The sequence below is a fragment of the Acidithiobacillus caldus ATCC 51756 genome (genome assembly GCF_000175575.2).
Classification (GTDB): Bacteria; Pseudomonadota; Gammaproteobacteria; order Acidithiobacillales; family Acidithiobacillaceae; genus Acidithiobacillus_A; species Acidithiobacillus_A caldus.
The window spans coordinates 49531-67166 of record NZ_CP005987.1; the positions used below are offsets into that span (position 1 = coordinate 49531).

Below are 17636 nucleotides of genomic sequence, written 5' to 3' on the forward strand. Positions count from 1 at the left end.
TCAGTCTCCCGACGCAGATAGGACCGGGCGAGCGGATCCTTCCCGTTGTATCCGACGGAAACGATTTCGCACAGCACGGAAAATCGCTGCTGAGATACCTACTGCTACCGCAATTAGCGCAAGGAGAAAGGCCCAAATGTGTTGGCTTGCCCAGACGCCAATACCCCCCGCTGTTCCGAAGGCATAGAATGGCGCATTGGCTATCCCGATAGCGTGAATCGTTTTGCCGTCCGCTCGCCACCAGTCCGTAAACCCCCGCAACTGCGGCCACATGCCGAAACTTGTCAGGCGATTAATAGCCGACCTTAGCGTGGCGGAGTTTGGGGCGGTAAACGCGAGTAGGGGATATCCATCGAATCGCGCCGACAATGCATAGCCGTGCTTCCCTGGAGCGAAGGAATACCCTTCCGAGTTCGGTAATTCTCCATCCTCCGCGGGCTGAAGCGGTCGAGAATATCGCCAGAAGCCATCCCCAGCTTCCTTCAGCGCCAGGGCCCGCTGCAACGTGATTGGCAGTGAACTGAGTGGGCCGACGGCTAGGATTGGGCCGTTGTTGATGTCTTGGGGACTCTCTGCGTGGATCAGAAAGGTACCTCCCTGGCGTTGGGCTACCTTAGCCAAGAGCGTCGCTAAGGCAGATAGCATCTGTGGATCTCGGGGATCGGGAACGACAAGATTTACGACTTCCCCCGCTTTGGCCCCCAGGAAACCGGAGCTGCTGAGTGCTGTGAGATCAAACTGTTGTAAGGAGTTTCCTCCCTGCCACGTCAGGGTGGAATTGGCGTATATGCTGAGCTGAAGGTTTGCCCTTTCGGCATTGTACAGGAAGTCGTGGGTCGCGGCGGGAATGAGATTCGGCACAAGGGACAATGTATTCCAGCCCGTACGTGTTTCGCTGCTAGGAATACTGACAGCATATTTTATATATTTGCCCCCACTGGGTGCATTGAGGGGGATGGATCCTTCAAGCGCTCCATTGAAAAGCACGTTGACATCGGATGTTGGCGCCATCCCTGCAGAGTAGACTAGATTCAGGCGCAATTCGACACTACGCTGCCAACCGCCATTCCAGACCCGCACGTTGATTGGGCCACTAAACCCATTGATGGTGACCGTTTTAAATCCTGTGACGGCGAGCGGATACACGGTGGCGTGGAAAGGAACGGTTGAAATCGGAATTGCCGGGCTTTGCACCTCGGCATTGCCTGAGACTCGGTCAATTTGCAGATGACGCGCGGAGGGATAGGCCAAATTGGGATCCGCGAAGGTCCGCGCCGCAAGCACCACCTGTCTCGCGTCAGCGCCGGTAATCAATAGAATGGCGTGGTCCGGATGACCAGGGTAGACCTGAACGGCGATAGTCGCGCGGTCTACCTTGATTAGTCCCAATCGGTCAAGTATCGGTTGCAAGGACGTGGCGGTTCCAATCAATACCGCGATTCGACTCTTCTGGGGTAACTTTGCAAAAATATCGGTTAAATCATCGGTGCGTTGTGGCCCGCTCTGCACGGTTAAATCATGGACGTTAATCCGTACGGGCAGAAACTGGTAACGCAACCCCACACCCTCCGCGACGTACGATTCCGCATCCACGGCCCACGAAGAGTGCGAGGGCGCGAACACGGACACGACCGGGTGGTAGTCCAGGGAGGCCCGATCAAAGAGCCAGTCCAGGTGATCCAGCTGAGGATTGAGAGGCTGCGGAGTTGTGAGGTACCAAAACTGCGACTCTCGGGTATTGATTTGAAGCCAATTGGTTCCGGAATCACCAGGCACGCCGACCAATCGAAGAACGAGCGTGTGGAAACCCGATGCCATGTGCGCTACCGGAATATCGAAATGTGCAGATAGCTTAGAACCCGGTGTGGTTTTGAATTGTGCGATCTCTTCGTTCCCAGCTTCCGCCTCCAAGAATGCCGTACTTGTCATTCCTTGGGAAACGCTCCCGTGTATGGCAACGCTCAGTCGTTTGACCCGTTGATCGAACGGAATGGAGAAGGAGATACGGGCGGAAGCGCCATGTCCCTGCAGCCGAATCGGAGCCTTACTACCGACTGTTGTGGCGAACGGCAACCGGGCATTCCACGACGGCGTGGGAGCTACCACGGATTTGTCAGAAACCCTCGCTCCCGACCCACCCGCCCACGCGATAATGGGGAGTATCCACAAGAACAGCAGACAACACCGACGGAAAGACCATAGAACGTTCATGCGCGACCCCCTTCTAGCGCAACGGGTGGAATATCCCAGTCTCCCTCAATCGGCCCTGCGTTAATTTCCGCGCCGACTGCCGTACTTGGTCTAGAGACTGGCTGGGCGTTCACCCTGTCTGGGGTTTTGGCACGTAATGAGCGCCAACGAGCAATGGACCAACGACGTAAGACCTTGTGTGCGATCACAAGACCATCCGTCGCCATCCTCTTCCACTGGATATTAGGCAGCCGAGCGGTCGTCAAAAGATGCCCAATGTGGCGAGGCCCCGACAGCGTTGCTAGGCGTACGAACAACCATAGCGCACCGAGGATACTTCGCGCGCGGCGTCTCGAGTGGGCCATCGTAACCAAATCCGAACTCGCGCCGTACGCCCAGTCTACGGCAAGCACGACATCTTCACTATTCTCCAGCACGAATTCGACCGCCAGCGCACCTGCGTGATCCCGAGAGGTAACGCTCGAGTCCACGAGACGCACTGGTAGGCACTTACCAGGCGCCAACATCACGGACACAACCGTATTTCGCTCGAACTCCGTCCAAAACTCTGGCAGGACACGAGCTCCGCGCCAAGAAATATCCTCGGTACTGGCGTCGATGAGCGAGCCATCCGACAGGATCAGCTTGATCGGTTTGCGCAGGCCGACACGGGCTGCAGTCCGTCGCTGAGGTTTCTCATGCGTAACCCCCAGAACAGCCAGCAAAAATAGAGAATCCAACACGGCCCAGAACAGGACAAATAGTATCGCATCAATGTGAGCCCCTGGTGTCTGAAGCAGCCCGATACCTGAAAAAATCGCAACGATGTTGACGACGAGAAGCACATAGAATGGACGGGACGCGACGGAAAGAAAATGTCGGTCAAGAAACTCGCCTTTTGGAGTTACCTTAAAACTTGGAGACCTAGGCTTCAGAAACACCTTCACCATCGCGTGTGCAATAAAAATGCTTTGAAGTGTCTCATACACCTGCGAAATGAACGGCCACCGAACGCGCCGGTAGTAATGCTGCGCCACGATAAGGGAGCTCAGGAGGTACGGCGCGAGATAGGCGAGTAACTGACTCGGCGTGGTTTCGCATAGCGTTATACCAAATATGAGATAGGCGGGTGGAGCCAGCATCAACGCTAGGCGGGAGTACGCAAATAGCCAATAGACGATAAGATTGGTATAAAGAAGACGCTGCACAAAGGTGAGGCCTTTTTGAGTCCACGGATTCTTGAGAAGAAAGATTTGAAGCATGCCTGTCCCCCATCGGACGCGCTGGACAATCATGCCTGTGACCGTTTCTGGCTGGAGACCACTAACCATAGCCTTGTTGAGATACAGTGTTCTGTAACCCCTCTTCATGGCATCAATGGTCGTCTCGGCGTCTTCCGTAATCGTGAGTCCGGCAATGCCTCCCAGAGATTTTAAGATTGGTTGCCGAAGTACCGCCGCAGATCCACAAAAATAGGATGTTTCCCAGAAATCTAGACCCGGTTGCATGACCTCGTAAAATAACTCGTTCTCACCGGGCCCCTTTGGAATATTTAGATTTTTCTCAATGGGGTCTTGTGAGACGAAGTTGTGTGGCGTTTGCACCAAAAAGAGCTTTTCGTCTCTCAGAAAAAAAGGTACAGTATTTTTTAAGAAGTCGCGCGTGGGAATATGGTCACAATCAAATATTGCTACGAGATCTCCTTGGCTCTTGGTAAGCGCATTGTTGATATTGCCGGACTTAGCGTGCGCATTATTACTCCGCGTCAGGTATTTGGCACCATATTGGGCAGCAAGTGATCGGAGATTGTCGCGACGTTTTTTTGCCAAAGCAGCTTTAGCTGAATCGCTTTGATTGCATTTTTGATCGGTCCCACCGTCGTCCAGAAGCCACACCGTAAAGCGGCTCGACGGATAGTCTAGGTTAACCGTTGCTGCGAGCGTTGGAAGTATGACATTTATATCTTCGTTATAGGTGGGGATGAAAACGTCAACGAAGGGGAGGTTATGTTCATCTTTCGGAAGATCCGGTATTGGATGGCTCACAGGATGTATATTAACCAAGTGGTTGAACATCAACATAATAAAACCGTAAGCCTCGGCCAACAGGAGAGTCCATCCGGCCACCTCGCTAGCAATTCCGTACCCGTAAGGCATCGTTTGGGTCGCTCGCCAATAGAGGTAGTGCCAGCCGAAATAGGCGCTACAGAATATAATAGCGTACCGAGAGAGTGTCGTGCTTATGTCACTACGTTTGTGTAAGTCCCAGTTGTAAAGCGATAGCATCAGTGTGAGCAGCATCCCTGATACCACATATTGGTCTGGGAGTGGAATTTGAAACTCGGCCAAGCATACAATCATAATCATCGCAAACGTAATGCCGAGATATGTAATCCAGGGAGTAACGGTCAGTTTGATTTTTGATTGGACGTAGTCGTATAATTGGAATGGTGCAACCTTCTGGAAAGATTGAGATATCCCTACGATGTACCTTCGAAGTGATGGCCTTGCTGGGGATCTGCGGCTTTGGACGACGCTTCTCGATAGAAAGTCGATGCGCATTGCAGTGGGCTCCGAGGTAAGACATAAGTAAACTAGCACGCGCACACGCTGCATTATCTATGCCAGTAGTATAACGTGCTTTTTCGTGCCCGTGCGAAATGAATTTGTAAAGCTGTTGTTACATGTCTTGTGTTATCGAAAAAATATATAGAAAAAACAGCATGTTAATATTTTATGAAATGCCATTTTGTGGTGCGCGCTTGTCCATAACTGTGCATTGATCGCGGGAACGCGCTACCTATCCGTGTGGCAGTGGACGTCACCACAAGCACTGACATGGCACCTTGTTGCGAGGGCGAAAAAGCTTCGAACACCCACTTCCGATGCGAAGCCACCGTCTCGATAATCAGCGGGATCGCTCAGAAGACCAAGCGAATCTTAGTAGCAAATAACACTGAACACTGAGGTGGTTCATCTAGTTTGGACAGCCTGCCTGCCGCGCATCCTTCCCATCTCAAGGGTACCGCTTTCCCAATCTTACCAGCGATTTTTCCAGTACCCCCTAATCCCGTGGTAGCAGGATTACCAGCTGAAGTCTACGCCTACAGAGGGCACCAGGGTCAAGGCAATCAGCGGGATCACCCAGAAGACCAAGCGAATCTGTGTTGCAAGTAACACCGGAAAAGATACAATTGCAACATGGCATTGAGGAAGGTCGGTCATGAGTCAGACAATCACCAGCAGCAGCCAAGCGCACGGGGAACAGGGGCGCGCGGTCTTGGCCAAGATGCTGATGCGAGCCTTTAGTCTCTGGAAGGTGCCCAGCGAAGGCCAGCTCGCCTTGCTGGGCTTGGCACCCGAAAACCGTGCCGCCCTTACCCGATACCGCAAGGGCGGGCCGCTGGCGAACAGCCGCGATCTCTTGGAGCGCGCAGGGCATTTACTTGCCATCCATAAGAGCCTTCGCCTGCTGTTTCCACACGATCGGGATCTGGCCTATGCCTGGATGACCACGCGCAACCGCGCTTTCGGCTACCGGACGCCCGTGGAGGCGATCAGCGAGTGGGGATTCATGGGCCTGTTCATGGTACGCGCCTACCTGGATCGGGCGCGCGGCCGGTAGGTCGTGGACTCGTTCTTCACCGGCCTTGTCCTCGCAGATATAAATGGCCCCCTGATCCGCAACATCGTCAGCCTACGGTGCTCAGAGGAACTCTTCGACGACCTTTCCGACGATCCCGAAGATTGGGCCATCGCGCAGCAAGCGGAGCTCAATGCGAAGCCGCCGACCTACACATCCCCCGTGCCGATCATACGTCGTCCATTCGAAGAATCGGCATGGATGGAGGCCATCGAATTCCCATTCCGCCAGTTCACGGCCAGCCGCTACAGCGATGGCAGCTATGGCGTCTGGTACGGTGCCGATACGGCGGAAACATCGGTGTACGAGACGGTATACCATTGGCGCTACGGCCTGTTGGCTGACGCGGGCTTCGATGGCCTGGTCCGCACGGGCAAGCACGAAAGCATCACCAGCGAGCGCAAGATTTACCGGGTACACTGCCATGCAGCACTGCTCGATCTGCGGCCGCGCGTGGACCGATACCCGGAACTCATCGATCCAGAGAACTACGGCTTCACCCAGAATATCGGCGCACGCATCCATGCAGAGGGCCATCCGGGCCTAACAACACGCTCCGCCCGATGTACAGGAGATACCTTTGCAGTTTTCAATCCCTCTGTACTGTCCAAACCAGCCATCCAAAGTTACCTCACCTATCGGCTCAGCGAGCACGGAGTGGCCGTTTACCGCGGCGGCACAGGGCAGCAAGGCCTCTGGTTCACCATCCCCTGAAGACGGATAGCGATACGCAAGCCGCCCATATCGGCCATATTCTATAGCACAACGCGCATTCTTTTTTTGTGTTAAACTGACTGCCTTATATGCGAGTTATACAGTTATGACCATAATCGTTGTTTCCGCCATCGCCTTGTCTCTGGTGGTTGGCCGCCTCTTTTACGGCCTGATCCGCTGGGAAAGTCGCTGGGATATCCGCATCCTGGAGCTCGGTTTCCACTGCTTTCTGCTTGGCATTTTGCTCACGCTCATCGACATGGCCTGGATGGGCTGGATGATCCTTTAGAGAGAGAAAGAGCCCCATGGAAGAATTCGACATTACCGACCTTTCGGCGCGCGCCCGCGCTATTCTGCGCGAAGATCGCGGAGAAGTGTCCAACAAGCCCGAGCCCGAAAGCATTGCGGGTTTTTTGTTGGACATATCGCCCGCACAACGAAGGCCAACTATCGCTGGAAGTTCACCGTGCTCCGCTTGGTCTATACGACATCCGCCGGTATCGCCCTGCAGGTGTTCTCACCCGCCATACCGATTATCACCAGCGTCGCCACCATCCTCGCCCCGTGGGTTGCCGGAATTACCGGCGCCCTTGTGCGGGTAGCCAGGACTGGTCTAACCTACCTTCCGATCACCGCTACCCTATGGGGTGGCGGTTTTTTGTTATGAAGTTCGTACCGTTGCGCCTGTGAAAATACACGGACTAGCACACATCGCAAACCACCCCTCCTACACGTGGTACAATACAGAAAAACGACAGGAGATATACGTTGGAAAAGCCCTATACCCAAGGCGGTTGGCACCGTAACGTGCCCCCTGCCACCAAGTTCCCAACCATCTTTGCCGGGCGCAACACGCACGTCGCCCGCGTGGTGGTGGATGGTGGCCTCACGCCGGAAGAAATCGAGGCAAACTGCAACCTGATCGCCGCAGCGCCCAAGTTACTTGAGGCGCTGATTGCACTGGAATCCGCTGCACGCACAGGCGAGATCGGTGCCAAGGCGGGCACGAAGGCCCTAGAGCAGGCCCGCAAAGCCATCGATACCGCCTTTGGCGTGTACCACTAGGAGGCAGCCATGCGCATCCAACTCCGCCAAGCCGAACACGAGCCGGTCACCGCGCTCACCTCCGCAGGAATCGATCCGGTCCTTGCGCGGATCTATAGCGCGCGTGGCGTGGCGGGTCCCGATGACCTGGATCTTGGCCTTGCGGGGCTGGCTTCGTACACGCAACTCAAGGACATCGACCAGGCAGCAAAACGGCTGGCCATCGCGATAAAAAACGCAGAGAAGCTGGCCATTGCTGGCGACTTCGACTCCGACGGAGCCGCTGGGGCCAGTTTGCTCATCGAAGGGATCCTCGACCTTGGCGGGAGATTGCCGAGCCTGTTTATCCCGAATCGGATGACCCAGGGCTACGGCCTGTCGCCCGGCCTGGTGGCTGAAATGCCCGCCGACACCAATCTCGTTATCACCGTCGACAACGGCATTGCGAGCATTGCGGGGGTAGCCGCCGCGAGAGCCCGCGGATTCGACGTCATAATCACCGACCACCATCTGGCCGGAGAACGTCTGCCAGAGGATTGCGCGGCGATCGTAAATCCCAACCAGCCCGGATGCGCTTTTCCCTGGAAGGGGACAGCCGGCGTCGGCGTGGCCTTTTATCTGATCGCAGCAACCCGCGCCAAGCTGCGCGAGGACGAGTGGTTCGGGGACCATCGCCCGGAACCCAACCTGTCGAAGTATCTCGATCTCGTAGCCTTGGCGACGATCGCGGATGTGGCGCCCTTCGAGCGCAACAACCGGATCTTCATCGCCGCAGGCCTAGAGCGCATTCGCCAGCGCCGTTGCCGCATCGGCATCCTCGCATTATTGGAGGTCGCCGGCGTTGAGCCGGAAAACGTGACCGCCTAGACGATAGGCTTCATCGTTGCCCCAAGAATCAATGCCGCCGGGCGACTGGAAGACATGCGTACCGGTGTGCGGCTCCTGCTCTCCCAGGATGAGCAGGCTGCCCGAGAGATCGCCCGGACCCTGGACCAGCTGAACCGCGAGCGTCGCAGCATCGAAGACGGCATTCGCGAGGAAGCGGAGGAAATCGCGGCCCAGATCGTGTCTGCACCACAAGACGGAGAACCGTTTGTTCTGTGCCCGTACCAGCCGGACTGGCACGAGGGAGTAATCGGCATCGTGGCCGCCCGCCTGCGCGAGCGTTTCCATCGGCCAACCATCGTGTTCACCAAAACCGCAGACGGATCCATCAAAGGCTCGGGGCGCTCCATCCCCTGGTTCCACATCCGCGACGCCATCGCCGCCGTCGACGCCCAGCACCCTAGCCTCATCACCAAGTTTGGTGGCCATGCGGCCGCTGCTGGCCTGTCTCTAGCGAAGGAGACAGACATCGCCGTATTCACCGAGGCCTTCGCCGCGGTCGCTCGCCGAGAACTGCGCGCAAGCGATCTGGAAGAAATCATTTATTCGGATGGCGAGCTTGGAGAAGCACGGCGTGTCTGGACACGGCGCTGGCGATTGAGAAAGGCGGCCCATGGGGAAGGGAGTTTGAGCCGCCAATTTTTCACGGCACTTTCTTGGTAAAAAACGTCCGGGAATTGCGGTCCAACACGCTGAAATGTACAGTCCAGAAGGAGCAGTGGGCGTTGGATGCCATCTGGTTTCGGCGCAACAGCGAACAATCCCTGGAAGAAGGCAAGCGCTATACGATGGTTTACGCCCTATCGGTAAACCGTTGGCGGAGCCGGGAAAATCTGCAGCTGCGTATTGAAAAGGTATTGGAGGAGCACCCGTGAACACCAAATCCTACCACACGCTTTCAGCGACCAGTCTGGGACTCACCCTGCTACTCGTTGCCGCACTGGTCGCCATCGGTCTCGGTACCGCTCCGGGCCAGATGGCCACCGCTCGCCTCACCCTGGGAGCGCTCGCCTGCCTCAGCGGCGGGAGCTGGCTGGTTTTGCGCCAGCGAGAAGAGGATCTGGCGGCGGGCAGGGCGTTTTCCTGGGCAAAGACCACCGCAAAGATCGGAGGCTGGTTGCTGGTAGCACTGGCCATCGCTTTTGCGGTGATGTGGGGCTTGCACTAGGAACGCGCTGCACCCTTGCTATAATGCGGTGAGGAGCCCGGGCGCAAGCACGATATGCCCCATTGCGGGAGAGCCAGGCCTGATCGGGTGCAGACGTCGTGCCAGATCGATCCATGCGGGCTCCACTCAGCAGAAACAAACTAGTTGCTTTTCGGCAAAACCCGGTCCTCTGCTAGGCAGACACCGGATTTCCTTTCTTGGCCTTCAGTCCGTCGGCAAACCGTTTCTCCAGAACATCCAGCTCAGCCTCATAGTCTGAGAGTTCACACAGGTTCTGCAAATCCGTGCGCAACGACTCCGCGCCGAGCAGATCCCCGCTGCGCTGATCGGCCTGGATGAGCGAAATGAGGGGCTCGGCGGGGAAATACTGCAGGTAGACTGCGCCACCTCGCTCGAGCACTTGGATAGCATCCGCCCGAAATTTACCAATATCGGCATACGGCGTATCCACCAGGATTACGTCTTCATCACCGCCGGTGGGATCGGCGAGATCCTTCAGTTCATGCCGTGGGACTACGCGGATATACAGCTTCGGGAACCGCTCGGGGAGGCTGCGGATCCATGCTTCTGCCTTGCCGCGGCGGGTGCCGATGGCGAACAACACGGTATGGCTGGGCATGCGAACTCCTGGCGTACGCACGGCTTTCTGAAGGCGAGCGCGCACAAATAAAGAAAGAAAACGACAAATGGGACAAACAAATTATAGCGCACAGCGCCAACAAAAAAAGCCCTCCGGTCAACAGACCAAGAGGGCGTTCGTCGATTTTCCTAGAAAGACAGGGGACTGTCTCCCTGTTCCTGAACGTGGTAGTAAGCACCGGACAGGTCCAGCGCATCGCCATCAAAGACCAACTCGCCGCGCAAAAAGGCCGCGATCTTCGATTGGCGATCCAGGGGTTTCGTCTGCTCCCGGTGAAGCCGGAACGCTTCCGGCACCTTGGGATACTCAGACATGCGCCACCTCCCGTTCGTGCAGAGCACGGAGCGAACGAATGTCACGGATGACCTTCTCGGCGCGACGGCGGGGAAGGTAAAGGGGAGCGAGCGCTTCGATCTTTTGGGCAACAGCAAGATCGGAAGCACAATCGAAGTGGAGACCGTCAATGACGCGGTCGAGGACGTTGGTTTGCATGAGGATGTCTCCTGTCGCTGTCGCTCGCGAGCGGAAGGAACAAAAAATCCCCTCTGCGCGACAAAGACATCCACTATCTCCCTCTGGCGGGCGATGTGATGCCCGCAAGAGGGGAGGGTGTGCAGCAACGAAGGCTGCTATTGCGTAGCTCTTGCCAAGGAGCGTTTCTCATCAAGGATGATGGCGGTGTAAGGCTTTAGCCTAGTGCGGCCACACGCCGCCTGTCAAGCACGGGGACTTACCGGCGGTCGTCGAGCGCGGCGGCGAATTGCGCCGGTGCATACACCGCAAGCCAGAAGGACCAGGCAACCGGGAAGATCCAGGCCAACAAAACGAGTTGCAGCAGAAAAAGCGGATAGACGAGCACCGTGTGCCGCAGTATCCACGTGAGGACGAGGAGGGACGAGGGTCCGGTCGCCCAGGCGACCCACTCCAGACGCAGCGCGCCGTCGTGGTCCCCGGTGGGAGAAACCAAAGCGCCCTGCAGCAGGAACCGCAACAGGTCCGCCAGCTGCACACGCCAGCCCTCGACCCGCACGGACCCGGGGAACAGCGCATAGGTCAGCGGGGCCAGGGTCGAGAGCGGGAAGGCGAGCAACAGCAATCGGCCGGAGAGGTCCCCGCGGGCGAGTCCTGGGCCGGGTCCAGACCACGCCCAGAACACCAGGGCGAAGACGCCACCCACCACCGCCATGGCCACCAGCAGGCGCTGCACCAAGACCAACCAATGCAGCCGGTAACCGAGCGCCACACCCCACGCCGCCATCCCCGCCGCCGACCACCCGAGCCCAATCAGGGGCAGCCACTGGGTGGCTATGGGCAAACGCAAGAGCACGAGCAGCGCGGCCACCGGGAAGAGAGCGACGAAGGGATGCAAGCGCACCCGGTCCACCGCCGACCAAAACAACCACCAGGGGAATCGCAAAGGGGTCTCCACACTGTCCGTTTTCCCCATCATCCAGAGAACCCGGGCCGCTGTCCACTGGATCGGCGAAATAGCTGATAAACGGCATAAGCCCATGCTATGCTTACGGCATGAATACCGATACAGGGAATTGCCATAGCTCAGATACCGGCGAGGCATCGAACCGGCAAACCAATCGATACTGCCAGTTGCTGGCCGAGCACGGGATCCACGTTGCCCAAGGCGCGTCTTTTCGCCATCTCCTGCAAGCCAGCGACCGCGCATTGCGGTGCTCACCGCACATAGCCACGGACAACGAGACCACGCACTAGGGAACCTCCGCATGCCGACGACCCAGTTATCCACAATTTCTGTGCATATCCCCGCGAAGAACGATGACAAGCGCCTGACAAAAATAGGCGTTTTGCTGCTGCCCATTTTCGCGGCAGGACTTGCCCACGCGGCCACGCCGACGACCGCGGGATATGCCGAACGCCTGTCCTGTTACCAGAAGATGCGCCAGAACGGGGAGAAGCCCGCGGCGGCCGGGCAGATCTGTGGGTGCTTCTTTCACCGACTGCGGGATCATCCGGTCGAGTGGCTGGAACTGCGAGCCTGGCGCCAGGAACATCCCGGAAAGGCGCTGCAGGGCAACCTGAACCAGGAAGTCACCCGGCAGGCGACCGCCTGCGTTGCCCAGGAGAAAGCCATCGCCGCACATCCGCGGGAGTACCGTGCCGAAGAACAACACAACGCCGCCGTCGCGCAATTCAACGCGCTCGTGCGCACCGAGCTGCAGCGCATGGTCCAAAACTGGCTCGCTGCCGGGGCACAGGCCGGAGAAACGGTGCGCGCCTGCGCCATGCGCATCACCTTCGACCGGGCAGGAGCGGTCCTGCTCACCAAAACGCCGCCGGAACAACCCCACTGCCCCTATTGGCTGCAGCTACGCGCGTACAAAAGCCGGATCGCGGCAGATCGGCTGTGGCATACTATGGTACAGAGCACCTACGCGATCACGGTGCATATTGCATCGACCGCACACGAGTAGAGGACAAGCGTCTTGAACCAGTTCGGCCACCATATTACTGCCGCAGCGCTGGGCATCGCCGGCGCTGCCATCGCCGTCCAATCCGGGCTGCCCGTGCAAGGCGCCCTGTTCTTTGTCGGGGCCTTCGCCGGGGCCTCGGCCCCCGACTGGCTCGAGTTGCCGTTCCCCGGGGGGCGGGTGATCCCGCACCGCACGCTCACCCACGTTCCCTGGATCTGGCTGGTCGCCCTCTTGTGGGTGGCCGAGGCCCTGCACGGGTCCTGGCTCTGGCCGGTGGTCCTGGGCTTCGTTCTGGCCAGCCTCTTGCACCTGGCCATGGACAGCCTGAGCCCCATGGGCATCCCCCTGGCAAATCCTGGAGGACGGCGGTACAGCCTGCACCTGTACCACACCGGAGGGCTCAGTGAGGCGGCCACGATCGCCGGCACGGTTGGGGCCTTTGCCCTGGTCGCCATCGGCATCACCGTATAAGAGCGAACACGTAGAAGAGGAAAATCCCATGTTCCAACGCGAACCACAGAAGATCCAGTTCAGCCTCAACGCACCGCCGACGCAGGAAACGCTCGACGCCCTGCGCCATGAGGCGGCACAGCAAAGCCTGCTGTGGCTGGCTAGTGAGATTGCCTCCGTACTGATCGGCATCGCCATCGGCATCACTCTGCTCCTGCTCCTGCCGCAGTGGTGGATGCAGGTGCTGGTGCTCGTGGCCATCGGCGCGGTCCTGGTGCCTGCCCTGTCCTGGATGCAGCGCTGTCGAACGACCTGGCAAACCCAGGTGCTGGAGCTTGCGCCCGAGCCGCTGGACAACGACAAGGTCACCGCCCTGCTGTGGGCCCAGCCGCCCAAGACGACGCATTATCTCCAGCTGGTCTACGCCCAGGAGCGCGAGCCCTGCCACGTCGAGTACCAGATGCTCACCCTGCTGTCGCAGCAAGAGAGGAAAAGCGGCCATGCGAGCTAACCCACGCGCTGCTACGGCGGTTTTTGTGCTTTCCGGAGTGTTGCTGGCCGGTTGCGCACAGATGCCGGAAGGGACAGCGAATCCCACGCTGGCCCAGCAAAACCTCCGCGAAACCACCCACCTGCTCCACAAGCAGCACGAGCTCGATCTGGCCACCGATGCCGTTGCCAACAAGCTCGATCGCGTCCAGCACATCATCAACCGGCGAATCCGCGATCACCAGCCGTTGATCCACAGCGATAAGATGACCCACTCCGTAAACGTGATCCTGCCGGATACGCCCTGCCAGACGCAGGTCGTTCACCCGGGCGATACCTTGTCCAGCCTCGCCGCCAAATACCAGGTTACGGTCGCCGATCTCATGCACTGGAACGGCATTACCAACCCCAACCTCGTGCGGATCGGGCAGAAGCTGCAAGTAACCGCCTGCCATAAGAAGGGGTAAGGCATGTTCACAGCGCATATTCAGCAGTGCATCGCGCAGGCGGCAGGGCAATATGGCGTAAGCCCAACTGCCATTGAACGACGCATCGACGAACATCCCGATGGAGTGGGCATCATGGGCTTGAACCGCTGGTGGCTGAAGGACCTCAGCCAGCCCGTAACCGCCAAGCAGCTCACCGCGCATCCCTGCCAGGACATCGCCATCGGGGCCTGGGTGCTCTCCGAATCGGAATCGGCCGCCAGCGCCGGAGCGGTACCCACCGTGGCTGCAACAGCCGCACCGCCACAAAAGACCCCCCGGCTCGTCCAGCAAGTCCCAGGCAGCCCCCAGGGCAACGGCATGGCCGCAGCCCGCCGCTGCGCGATCCTCGCCTCCCATTATTACGGGGTACCATCTTTGCTCACGCTCTCCATCATGCGGACCGAGGACGGTCGCCCGGGAACCATCAGCCCAGACGCCAACGGGAGCTACGACATGGGCGTGATGCAGGTCAATTCCATCTGGTTGCCCCGATTGCGGCAGATGGGGATCAGCCGTCACGCGCTGATCTACAATGCCTGCCAGAACGTCGATGTCGGCACCTGGATCCTCGCGCGCTACGTGCACCAGTTCACGGGACCAGCCGGCATGCATTACGCGTGGCGTCACCCCCGCGCCTTCTGGGACGCGGTCGGCGACTATAACTCCCATACGCCGGTGTACAACCACGCCTACCAAAAACGGGTGGCGGCATTTTACAAGACCATAGCGCAACGGATCCGGGAGGGCGATTGATTCCTCACAGGCCTTCGCTATAAACTGATCATGTGCTGAGCATGTGCAGGATAAGGAGGGCAACATGGCGACGGCAAACGAACGCATCCCGGTTTTGGTAACCCCGCAAGAAAAAGAAACGATCGCCAAAATGGCCAGGGACGCCCATATGTCCATGGGCGAATTCCTGCGCCGAGCCGCATCCTCATTCCGCCCAAGCGAGGATGAGCAGGTGCTGGAGAGAATGATCGACCAGATGTTGAAGACGACCGCTCGGGCAAGCACGGCGGTTGATGAAGCATTGTCCTTTGTGGATGCCTCAAACCGGCGTATCGCGACAATGGAGTCTCGGCAGGCACATTGATGGCGATCACCGACAAGATGTGGGACGCCTTGACCACGGTTATCCGGATGAACGACAAGGTGGAGGCCTTGGCCGGAACAGTGAAGGCTCAGCAGGAGAGAATTGAGAATCTCACTGGGCGGATAATCCGCTTGGAAACGGCGTTAGAAATTGCGTTGTCACGGCAAGCGACCATATCGGCAGATACTGCCAGGATAGAGCCAGAAGACTGATCTACCGGCACAGCGCGACCATTCTAATCACGGATGTTCGGAGGTTCCAAAGGAATATCATGAGCGCCCCATATCACGATCCACGATACGCTAGGCAGGATGGCTAGACAGGCAGCCTCCGCAGACGGTATCTGATCCTGAGCGAGCGTTGCCCATAGTGACTTGCGGGGTATCCTCTAACTGAAGAACGACGGCTTGAGACTGATTGCGGGCATTCATTTTTTGTAGTCAACATGATCTCCGATAGCGCCACGATTTGCTCGCCACGGTCCTAACATATGTCTCTGGCTATTTACTACGATACGCAAAGCAAGATTGGTAGCAAACCCAAGCAAAATTAAACTGTTATTCGCCGTTTGCATATCCAGGTATGCGCCAGAACTTTTTTTAAAGATCAAGGCCGCGGTCTTTGTGCCGCTTGCGAGTAGTTCCAAGGTGAATAAGGACGATGAGAAAATAATCGCAACTATCAGTATTACAGGCTCTTCGACATTTTGAGTGGGTAAGGCGGTATGATTGCCTAGTGGAGCGGTCAGCAAGCCGAGGGGATTTATGGACCAAGGGAATCAGCTGTTCACGCTGGCATTGGGCCTAGTTCCACCGTGGGCGGTGGACGCGGTTCGGTTTACGGTGGAGGAGAAGCGCCTGGACCTCTATGTGAACTTCTCAAGAGGTAGCCACTTCCCTTGTCCGGTCTGCGGTCAGGATTGTCCCGTCCATGACACGCAGGAGAAGGTCTGGCGCCACCTCGACTTCTTCCAGCATGCGGCCTACCTCCATGCTCGGGTGCCGCGGGTCCAGTGCCCGGAACACGGTGTGCATTTGGTGCCCGTCCCCTGGGCGCGGGAAGGCTCAGGATTCACACTGCTCTTCGAGGCTCTCGTCATGGCCATGGTCCGGGAGATGCCGGTGTTGACGGTTTCCCGATTGGTCCGGGAGACGGACCAGCGACTCTGGCGGGTGATCGACCATTATGTCTCCAAAGCCCGCGAGGCGGTGGACATGTCGGAGGTTCAGGCCATCGGTGTCGACGAAACCAACAGCCGGCGCGGCCACGACTACATCTCCCTGTTCGTGGACCTGGCGGCCAAGCGCTTACTCTTCGCCACCCCAGGCAAGGATGCTCAGACCTTTGAGAAGTTCTGCGAAGATCTGCAGGCCCATGGTGGTAACTCCGAGGCTATTGCGGAGGTGAGCATGGACCTCTCTCCAGCCTTCCAAAAAGGTGCCGCAGAACACCTACCCAACGCCCAGGTCACCTTCGATCGCTTTCACCTGATGAAGCTCATCAATGAGGCCGTGGACGTCGTGCGCAAGGGAGAGGTGTACTCCCAACCCGACCTAAAGAAGAGCCGCTGGCTTTGGCTCAAGAATCCAGGAAAGCTCTCGGCCAAGCAGAGCGCCAAGCTCCAGGAGCTCCTCAAGAACCAGAACCTCAAGACGGCCCAGGCCTACCAGTTCCGCCTGACCTTCCAAGAAATCTTCACGATCCAGAATCGCCACCAGGGCGCTGTGCTCCTCAAGGCCTGGATGGAAAACGCCAAGGCCAGCGGACTACCCCCTCTGGTCAAAGTCACCTACACCCTCATGAACCACTGGGATGGCATCCTCCGCTGGTTCGAGAGCCAGATCACCAACGGTATCTTGGAGGGCTTCAACAGCCTCCTGCAGTCTGCCAAGGCCAAGGCCCGTGGCTACCGCACCCACAAGAACTTCATCAATATGGCCTATCTCATCCTGGGTAAGCTCGATCTCCGGCTACCCACATGAAACGTCGAAGAACCGTATTACATTAATGGCAGTATTCCAAGTATTATGATCGATGCGCTTAGCTATCAGCACGCAATCTGAAAAATATATAATCGACATCAATGACATTTCGAGAGATATCTCGGTAAATTTTCCCGCATATATTTTTATTATAATAAAAAATAGATAGATAAGAACTGGTATGCTAAGTATAGCAATTTCTGAAAACGAATCGACCAAAATATGGGTGAGGATTCTAGTCTTAAACATTTGGGACCTTTATTTCTCGGATACCACGTGTATCCTGTAACGATTGATGTTTACGAAACACGACTTAAACCGCCATAAGAAAGCGCTTTGCCCCTGCCATGCAGCGCTCCATTTTCATTCTATGGTAGACCCTTGGCAGAAGCTGGTCGCGC

General features: G+C 57.5%; 23 protein-coding genes. 17 read left to right on the top strand and 6 right to left on the bottom strand.

Annotated elements, in window-relative coordinates; translation table 11 throughout:
* The gene (locus ACAty_RS13925) at positions 1-2211 is read right to left on the bottom strand and encodes a cellulose biosynthesis cyclic di-GMP-binding regulatory protein BcsB (protein ID WP_004868104.1); all 2211 of its coding nucleotides are present in this window, start codon (positions 2209-2211) and stop codon (positions 1-3) included.
* Entirely contained in the window at positions 2208-4805 is a 2598-nt protein-coding gene (gene bcsA, locus ACAty_RS13930; protein WP_004868100.1) for a UDP-forming cellulose synthase catalytic subunit, read from the bottom strand. Before bcsA ends, ACAty_RS13925 begins: the two co-directional genes overlap by 4 nt.
* Before the next feature lie 607 nt (positions 4806-5412).
* On the opposite strand from bcsA, the gene ACAty_RS13935 reads away from it, so the two are divergent.
* The 9 genes from ACAty_RS13935 to ACAty_RS13965 all read left to right on the top strand — a co-directional run bounded on the left by ACAty_RS13935 (position 5413) and on the right by ACAty_RS13965 (position 9643).
* The gene (locus tag ACAty_RS13935) at positions 5413-5814 is read left to right on the top strand and encodes an MbcA/ParS/Xre antitoxin family protein (RefSeq protein ID WP_004868099.1); all 402 of its coding nucleotides are present in this window, start codon (positions 5413-5415) and stop codon (positions 5812-5814) included.
* Between the two features lie 219 nt (positions 5815-6033).
* Positions 6034-6546: an RES family NAD+ phosphorylase gene (locus ACAty_RS13940; protein WP_004868097.1), complete on the top strand. Its 513-nt coding sequence runs from the start codon at positions 6034-6036 to the stop codon at positions 6544-6546.
* 106 nt (positions 6547-6652) lie between these two features.
* Entirely contained in the window at positions 6653-6835 is a 183-nt protein-coding gene (locus tag ACAty_RS13945; protein ID WP_004868093.1) for a hypothetical protein, read from the top strand.
* Between the two features lie 177 nt (positions 6836-7012).
* A complete protein-coding gene (locus ACAty_RS13950) occupies positions 7013-7213 on the top strand; it encodes a hypothetical protein (RefSeq protein ID WP_040131342.1) in 201 nt (66 codons plus the stop codon).
* A 101-nt stretch (positions 7214-7314) separates the two neighbouring features.
* Positions 7315-7611 (top strand): hypothetical protein, encoded by a 297-nt coding sequence (locus tag ACAty_RS13955; RefSeq protein WP_004868089.1) that lies wholly within the window; start codon positions 7315-7317, stop codon positions 7609-7611.
* A 9-nt stretch (positions 7612-7620) separates the two neighbouring features.
* Positions 7621-8457 carry a single-stranded-DNA-specific exonuclease RecJ gene (locus ACAty_RS14990; protein ID WP_004868086.1) on the top strand — a complete coding sequence of 279 codons (837 nt, stop codon included), beginning with the start codon at positions 7621-7623 and terminating at the stop codon, positions 8455-8457.
* Between the two features lie 54 nt (positions 8458-8511).
* On the top strand, positions 8512-9138 hold the full coding sequence (locus ACAty_RS14995) for a DHHA1 domain-containing protein (protein ID WP_051620884.1): 627 nt from the start codon (positions 8512-8514) through the stop codon (positions 9136-9138).
* Positions 9114-9350, top strand: coding sequence for a hypothetical protein (locus ACAty_RS16160; protein ID WP_238323839.1), 237 nt, complete (start codon positions 9114-9116; stop codon positions 9348-9350). Before ACAty_RS14995 ends, ACAty_RS16160 begins: the two co-directional genes overlap by 25 nt.
* Positions 9347-9643, top strand: coding sequence for a hypothetical protein (locus tag ACAty_RS13965; RefSeq protein WP_004868078.1), 297 nt, complete (start codon positions 9347-9349; stop codon positions 9641-9643). The genes ACAty_RS16160 and ACAty_RS13965 overlap by 4 nt, the downstream gene beginning before the upstream one ends.
* Positions 9644-9815: 172 nt before the next feature.
* Here ACAty_RS13965 and ACAty_RS13970 read toward each other — a convergent pair whose 3' ends face one another.
* The 4 genes from ACAty_RS13970 to ACAty_RS13985 form a co-directional block, all read right to left on the bottom strand.
* Positions 9816-10262 (bottom strand): hypothetical protein, encoded by a 447-nt coding sequence (locus ACAty_RS13970; RefSeq protein ID WP_040131344.1) that lies wholly within the window; start codon positions 10260-10262, stop codon positions 9816-9818.
* Between the two features lie 149 nt (positions 10263-10411).
* Positions 10412-10597, bottom strand: a complete 186-nt coding sequence (locus tag ACAty_RS13975; protein ID WP_004868067.1) for a hypothetical protein — start codon at positions 10595-10597, stop codon at positions 10412-10414.
* Positions 10590-10775: a hypothetical protein gene (locus ACAty_RS13980; protein WP_004868065.1), complete on the bottom strand. Its 186-nt coding sequence runs from the start codon at positions 10773-10775 to the stop codon at positions 10590-10592. The genes ACAty_RS13975 and ACAty_RS13980 overlap by 8 nt, the downstream gene beginning before the upstream one ends.
* A gap of 238 nt (positions 10776-11013) precedes the next feature.
* On the bottom strand, positions 11014-11733 hold the full coding sequence (locus ACAty_RS13985) for a hypothetical protein (protein ID WP_040131347.1): 720 nt from the start codon (positions 11731-11733) through the stop codon (positions 11014-11016).
* 289 nt (positions 11734-12022) lie between these two features.
* Here ACAty_RS13985 and ACAty_RS13990 point away from each other — a divergent pair, with 289 nt between their 5' ends.
* The 8 genes from ACAty_RS13990 to ACAty_RS14025 all read left to right on the top strand — a co-directional run bounded on the left by ACAty_RS13990 (position 12023) and on the right by ACAty_RS14025 (position 17235).
* Positions 12023-12730, top strand: a complete 708-nt coding sequence (locus ACAty_RS13990; RefSeq protein WP_226824306.1) for a hypothetical protein — start codon at positions 12023-12025, stop codon at positions 12728-12730.
* Positions 12731-12742: 12 nt separating this feature from the next.
* Positions 12743-13201, top strand: a complete 459-nt coding sequence (locus tag ACAty_RS13995) for a metal-dependent hydrolase (RefSeq protein WP_004868057.1) — start codon at positions 12743-12745, stop codon at positions 13199-13201.
* 28 nt (positions 13202-13229) lie between these two features.
* Complete coding sequence (locus ACAty_RS14000; RefSeq protein ID WP_004868056.1) at positions 13230-13691, top strand: hypothetical protein; 462 nt, start codon at positions 13230-13232, stop codon at positions 13689-13691.
* Positions 13681-14136: a LysM peptidoglycan-binding domain-containing protein gene (locus ACAty_RS14005; RefSeq protein ID WP_040131348.1), complete on the top strand. Its 456-nt coding sequence runs from the start codon at positions 13681-13683 to the stop codon at positions 14134-14136. Before ACAty_RS14000 ends, ACAty_RS14005 begins: the two co-directional genes overlap by 11 nt.
* A gap of 3 nt (positions 14137-14139) precedes the next feature.
* Positions 14140-14910, top strand: coding sequence for a transglycosylase SLT domain-containing protein (locus ACAty_RS14010; protein ID WP_004868038.1), 771 nt, complete (start codon positions 14140-14142; stop codon positions 14908-14910).
* A gap of 64 nt (positions 14911-14974) precedes the next feature.
* On the top strand, positions 14975-15253 hold the full coding sequence (locus tag ACAty_RS14015; protein ID WP_040131350.1) for a plasmid mobilization protein: 279 nt from the start codon (positions 14975-14977) through the stop codon (positions 15251-15253).
* Entirely contained in the window at positions 15253-15465 is a 213-nt protein-coding gene (locus ACAty_RS14020; RefSeq protein ID WP_014003737.1) for a hypothetical protein, read from the top strand. The genes ACAty_RS14015 and ACAty_RS14020 overlap by 1 nt, the downstream gene beginning before the upstream one ends.
* 552 nt (positions 15466-16017) lie before the next feature.
* On the top strand, positions 16018-17235 hold the full coding sequence (locus ACAty_RS14025; protein WP_014002536.1) for an ISL3-like element ISAtc2 family transposase: 1218 nt from the start codon (positions 16018-16020) through the stop codon (positions 17233-17235).
* Positions 17236-17636: the final 401 nt, after the last annotated feature.

Excerpts from the sequence above, each read along its gene's own strand:
- ACAty_RS13925 (WP_004868104.1), bottom strand. The coding sequence starts at position 2,211 with ATGAACGTTCTATGGTCTTTCCGTCGGTGTTGTCTGCTGTTCTTGTGG.
- bcsA (WP_004868100.1), bottom strand. The coding sequence starts at position 4,805 with ATGCAGCGTGTGCGCGTGCTAGTTTACTTATGTCTTACCTCGGAGCCC.
- ACAty_RS13935 (WP_004868099.1), top strand. The coding sequence starts at position 5,413 with ATGAGTCAGACAATCACCAGCAGCAGCCAAGCGCACGGGGAACAGGGG.
- ACAty_RS13940 (WP_004868097.1), top strand. The coding sequence starts at position 6,034 with ATGGAGGCCATCGAATTCCCATTCCGCCAGTTCACGGCCAGCCGCTAC.
- ACAty_RS13945 (WP_004868093.1), top strand. The coding sequence starts at position 6,653 with ATGACCATAATCGTTGTTTCCGCCATCGCCTTGTCTCTGGTGGTTGGC.
- ACAty_RS14990 (WP_004868086.1), top strand. The coding sequence starts at position 7,621 with ATGCGCATCCAACTCCGCCAAGCCGAACACGAGCCGGTCACCGCGCTC.
- ACAty_RS14995 (WP_051620884.1), top strand. The coding sequence starts at position 8,512 with ATGCGTACCGGTGTGCGGCTCCTGCTCTCCCAGGATGAGCAGGCTGCC.
- ACAty_RS13970 (WP_040131344.1), bottom strand. The coding sequence starts at position 10,262 with ATGCCCAGCCATACCGTGTTGTTCGCCATCGGCACCCGCCGCGGCAAG.
- ACAty_RS13975 (WP_004868067.1), bottom strand. The coding sequence starts at position 10,597 with ATGTCTGAGTATCCCAAGGTGCCGGAAGCGTTCCGGCTTCACCGGGAG.
- ACAty_RS13980 (WP_004868065.1), bottom strand. The coding sequence starts at position 10,775 with ATGCAAACCAACGTCCTCGACCGCGTCATTGACGGTCTCCACTTCGAT.
- ACAty_RS13985 (WP_040131347.1), bottom strand. The coding sequence starts at position 11,733 with ATGATGGGGAAAACGGACAGTGTGGAGACCCCTTTGCGATTCCCCTGG.
- ACAty_RS13990 (WP_226824306.1), top strand. The coding sequence starts at position 12,023 with ATGCCGACGACCCAGTTATCCACAATTTCTGTGCATATCCCCGCGAAG.
- ACAty_RS14000 (WP_004868056.1), top strand. The coding sequence starts at position 13,230 with ATGTTCCAACGCGAACCACAGAAGATCCAGTTCAGCCTCAACGCACCG.
- ACAty_RS14005 (WP_040131348.1), top strand. The coding sequence starts at position 13,681 with ATGCGAGCTAACCCACGCGCTGCTACGGCGGTTTTTGTGCTTTCCGGA.
- ACAty_RS14010 (WP_004868038.1), top strand. The coding sequence starts at position 14,140 with ATGTTCACAGCGCATATTCAGCAGTGCATCGCGCAGGCGGCAGGGCAA.
- ACAty_RS14015 (WP_040131350.1), top strand. The coding sequence starts at position 14,975 with ATGGCGACGGCAAACGAACGCATCCCGGTTTTGGTAACCCCGCAAGAA.
- ACAty_RS14020 (WP_014003737.1), top strand. The coding sequence starts at position 15,253 with ATGGCGATCACCGACAAGATGTGGGACGCCTTGACCACGGTTATCCGG.
- ACAty_RS14025 (WP_014002536.1), top strand. The coding sequence starts at position 16,018 with ATGGACCAAGGGAATCAGCTGTTCACGCTGGCATTGGGCCTAGTTCCA.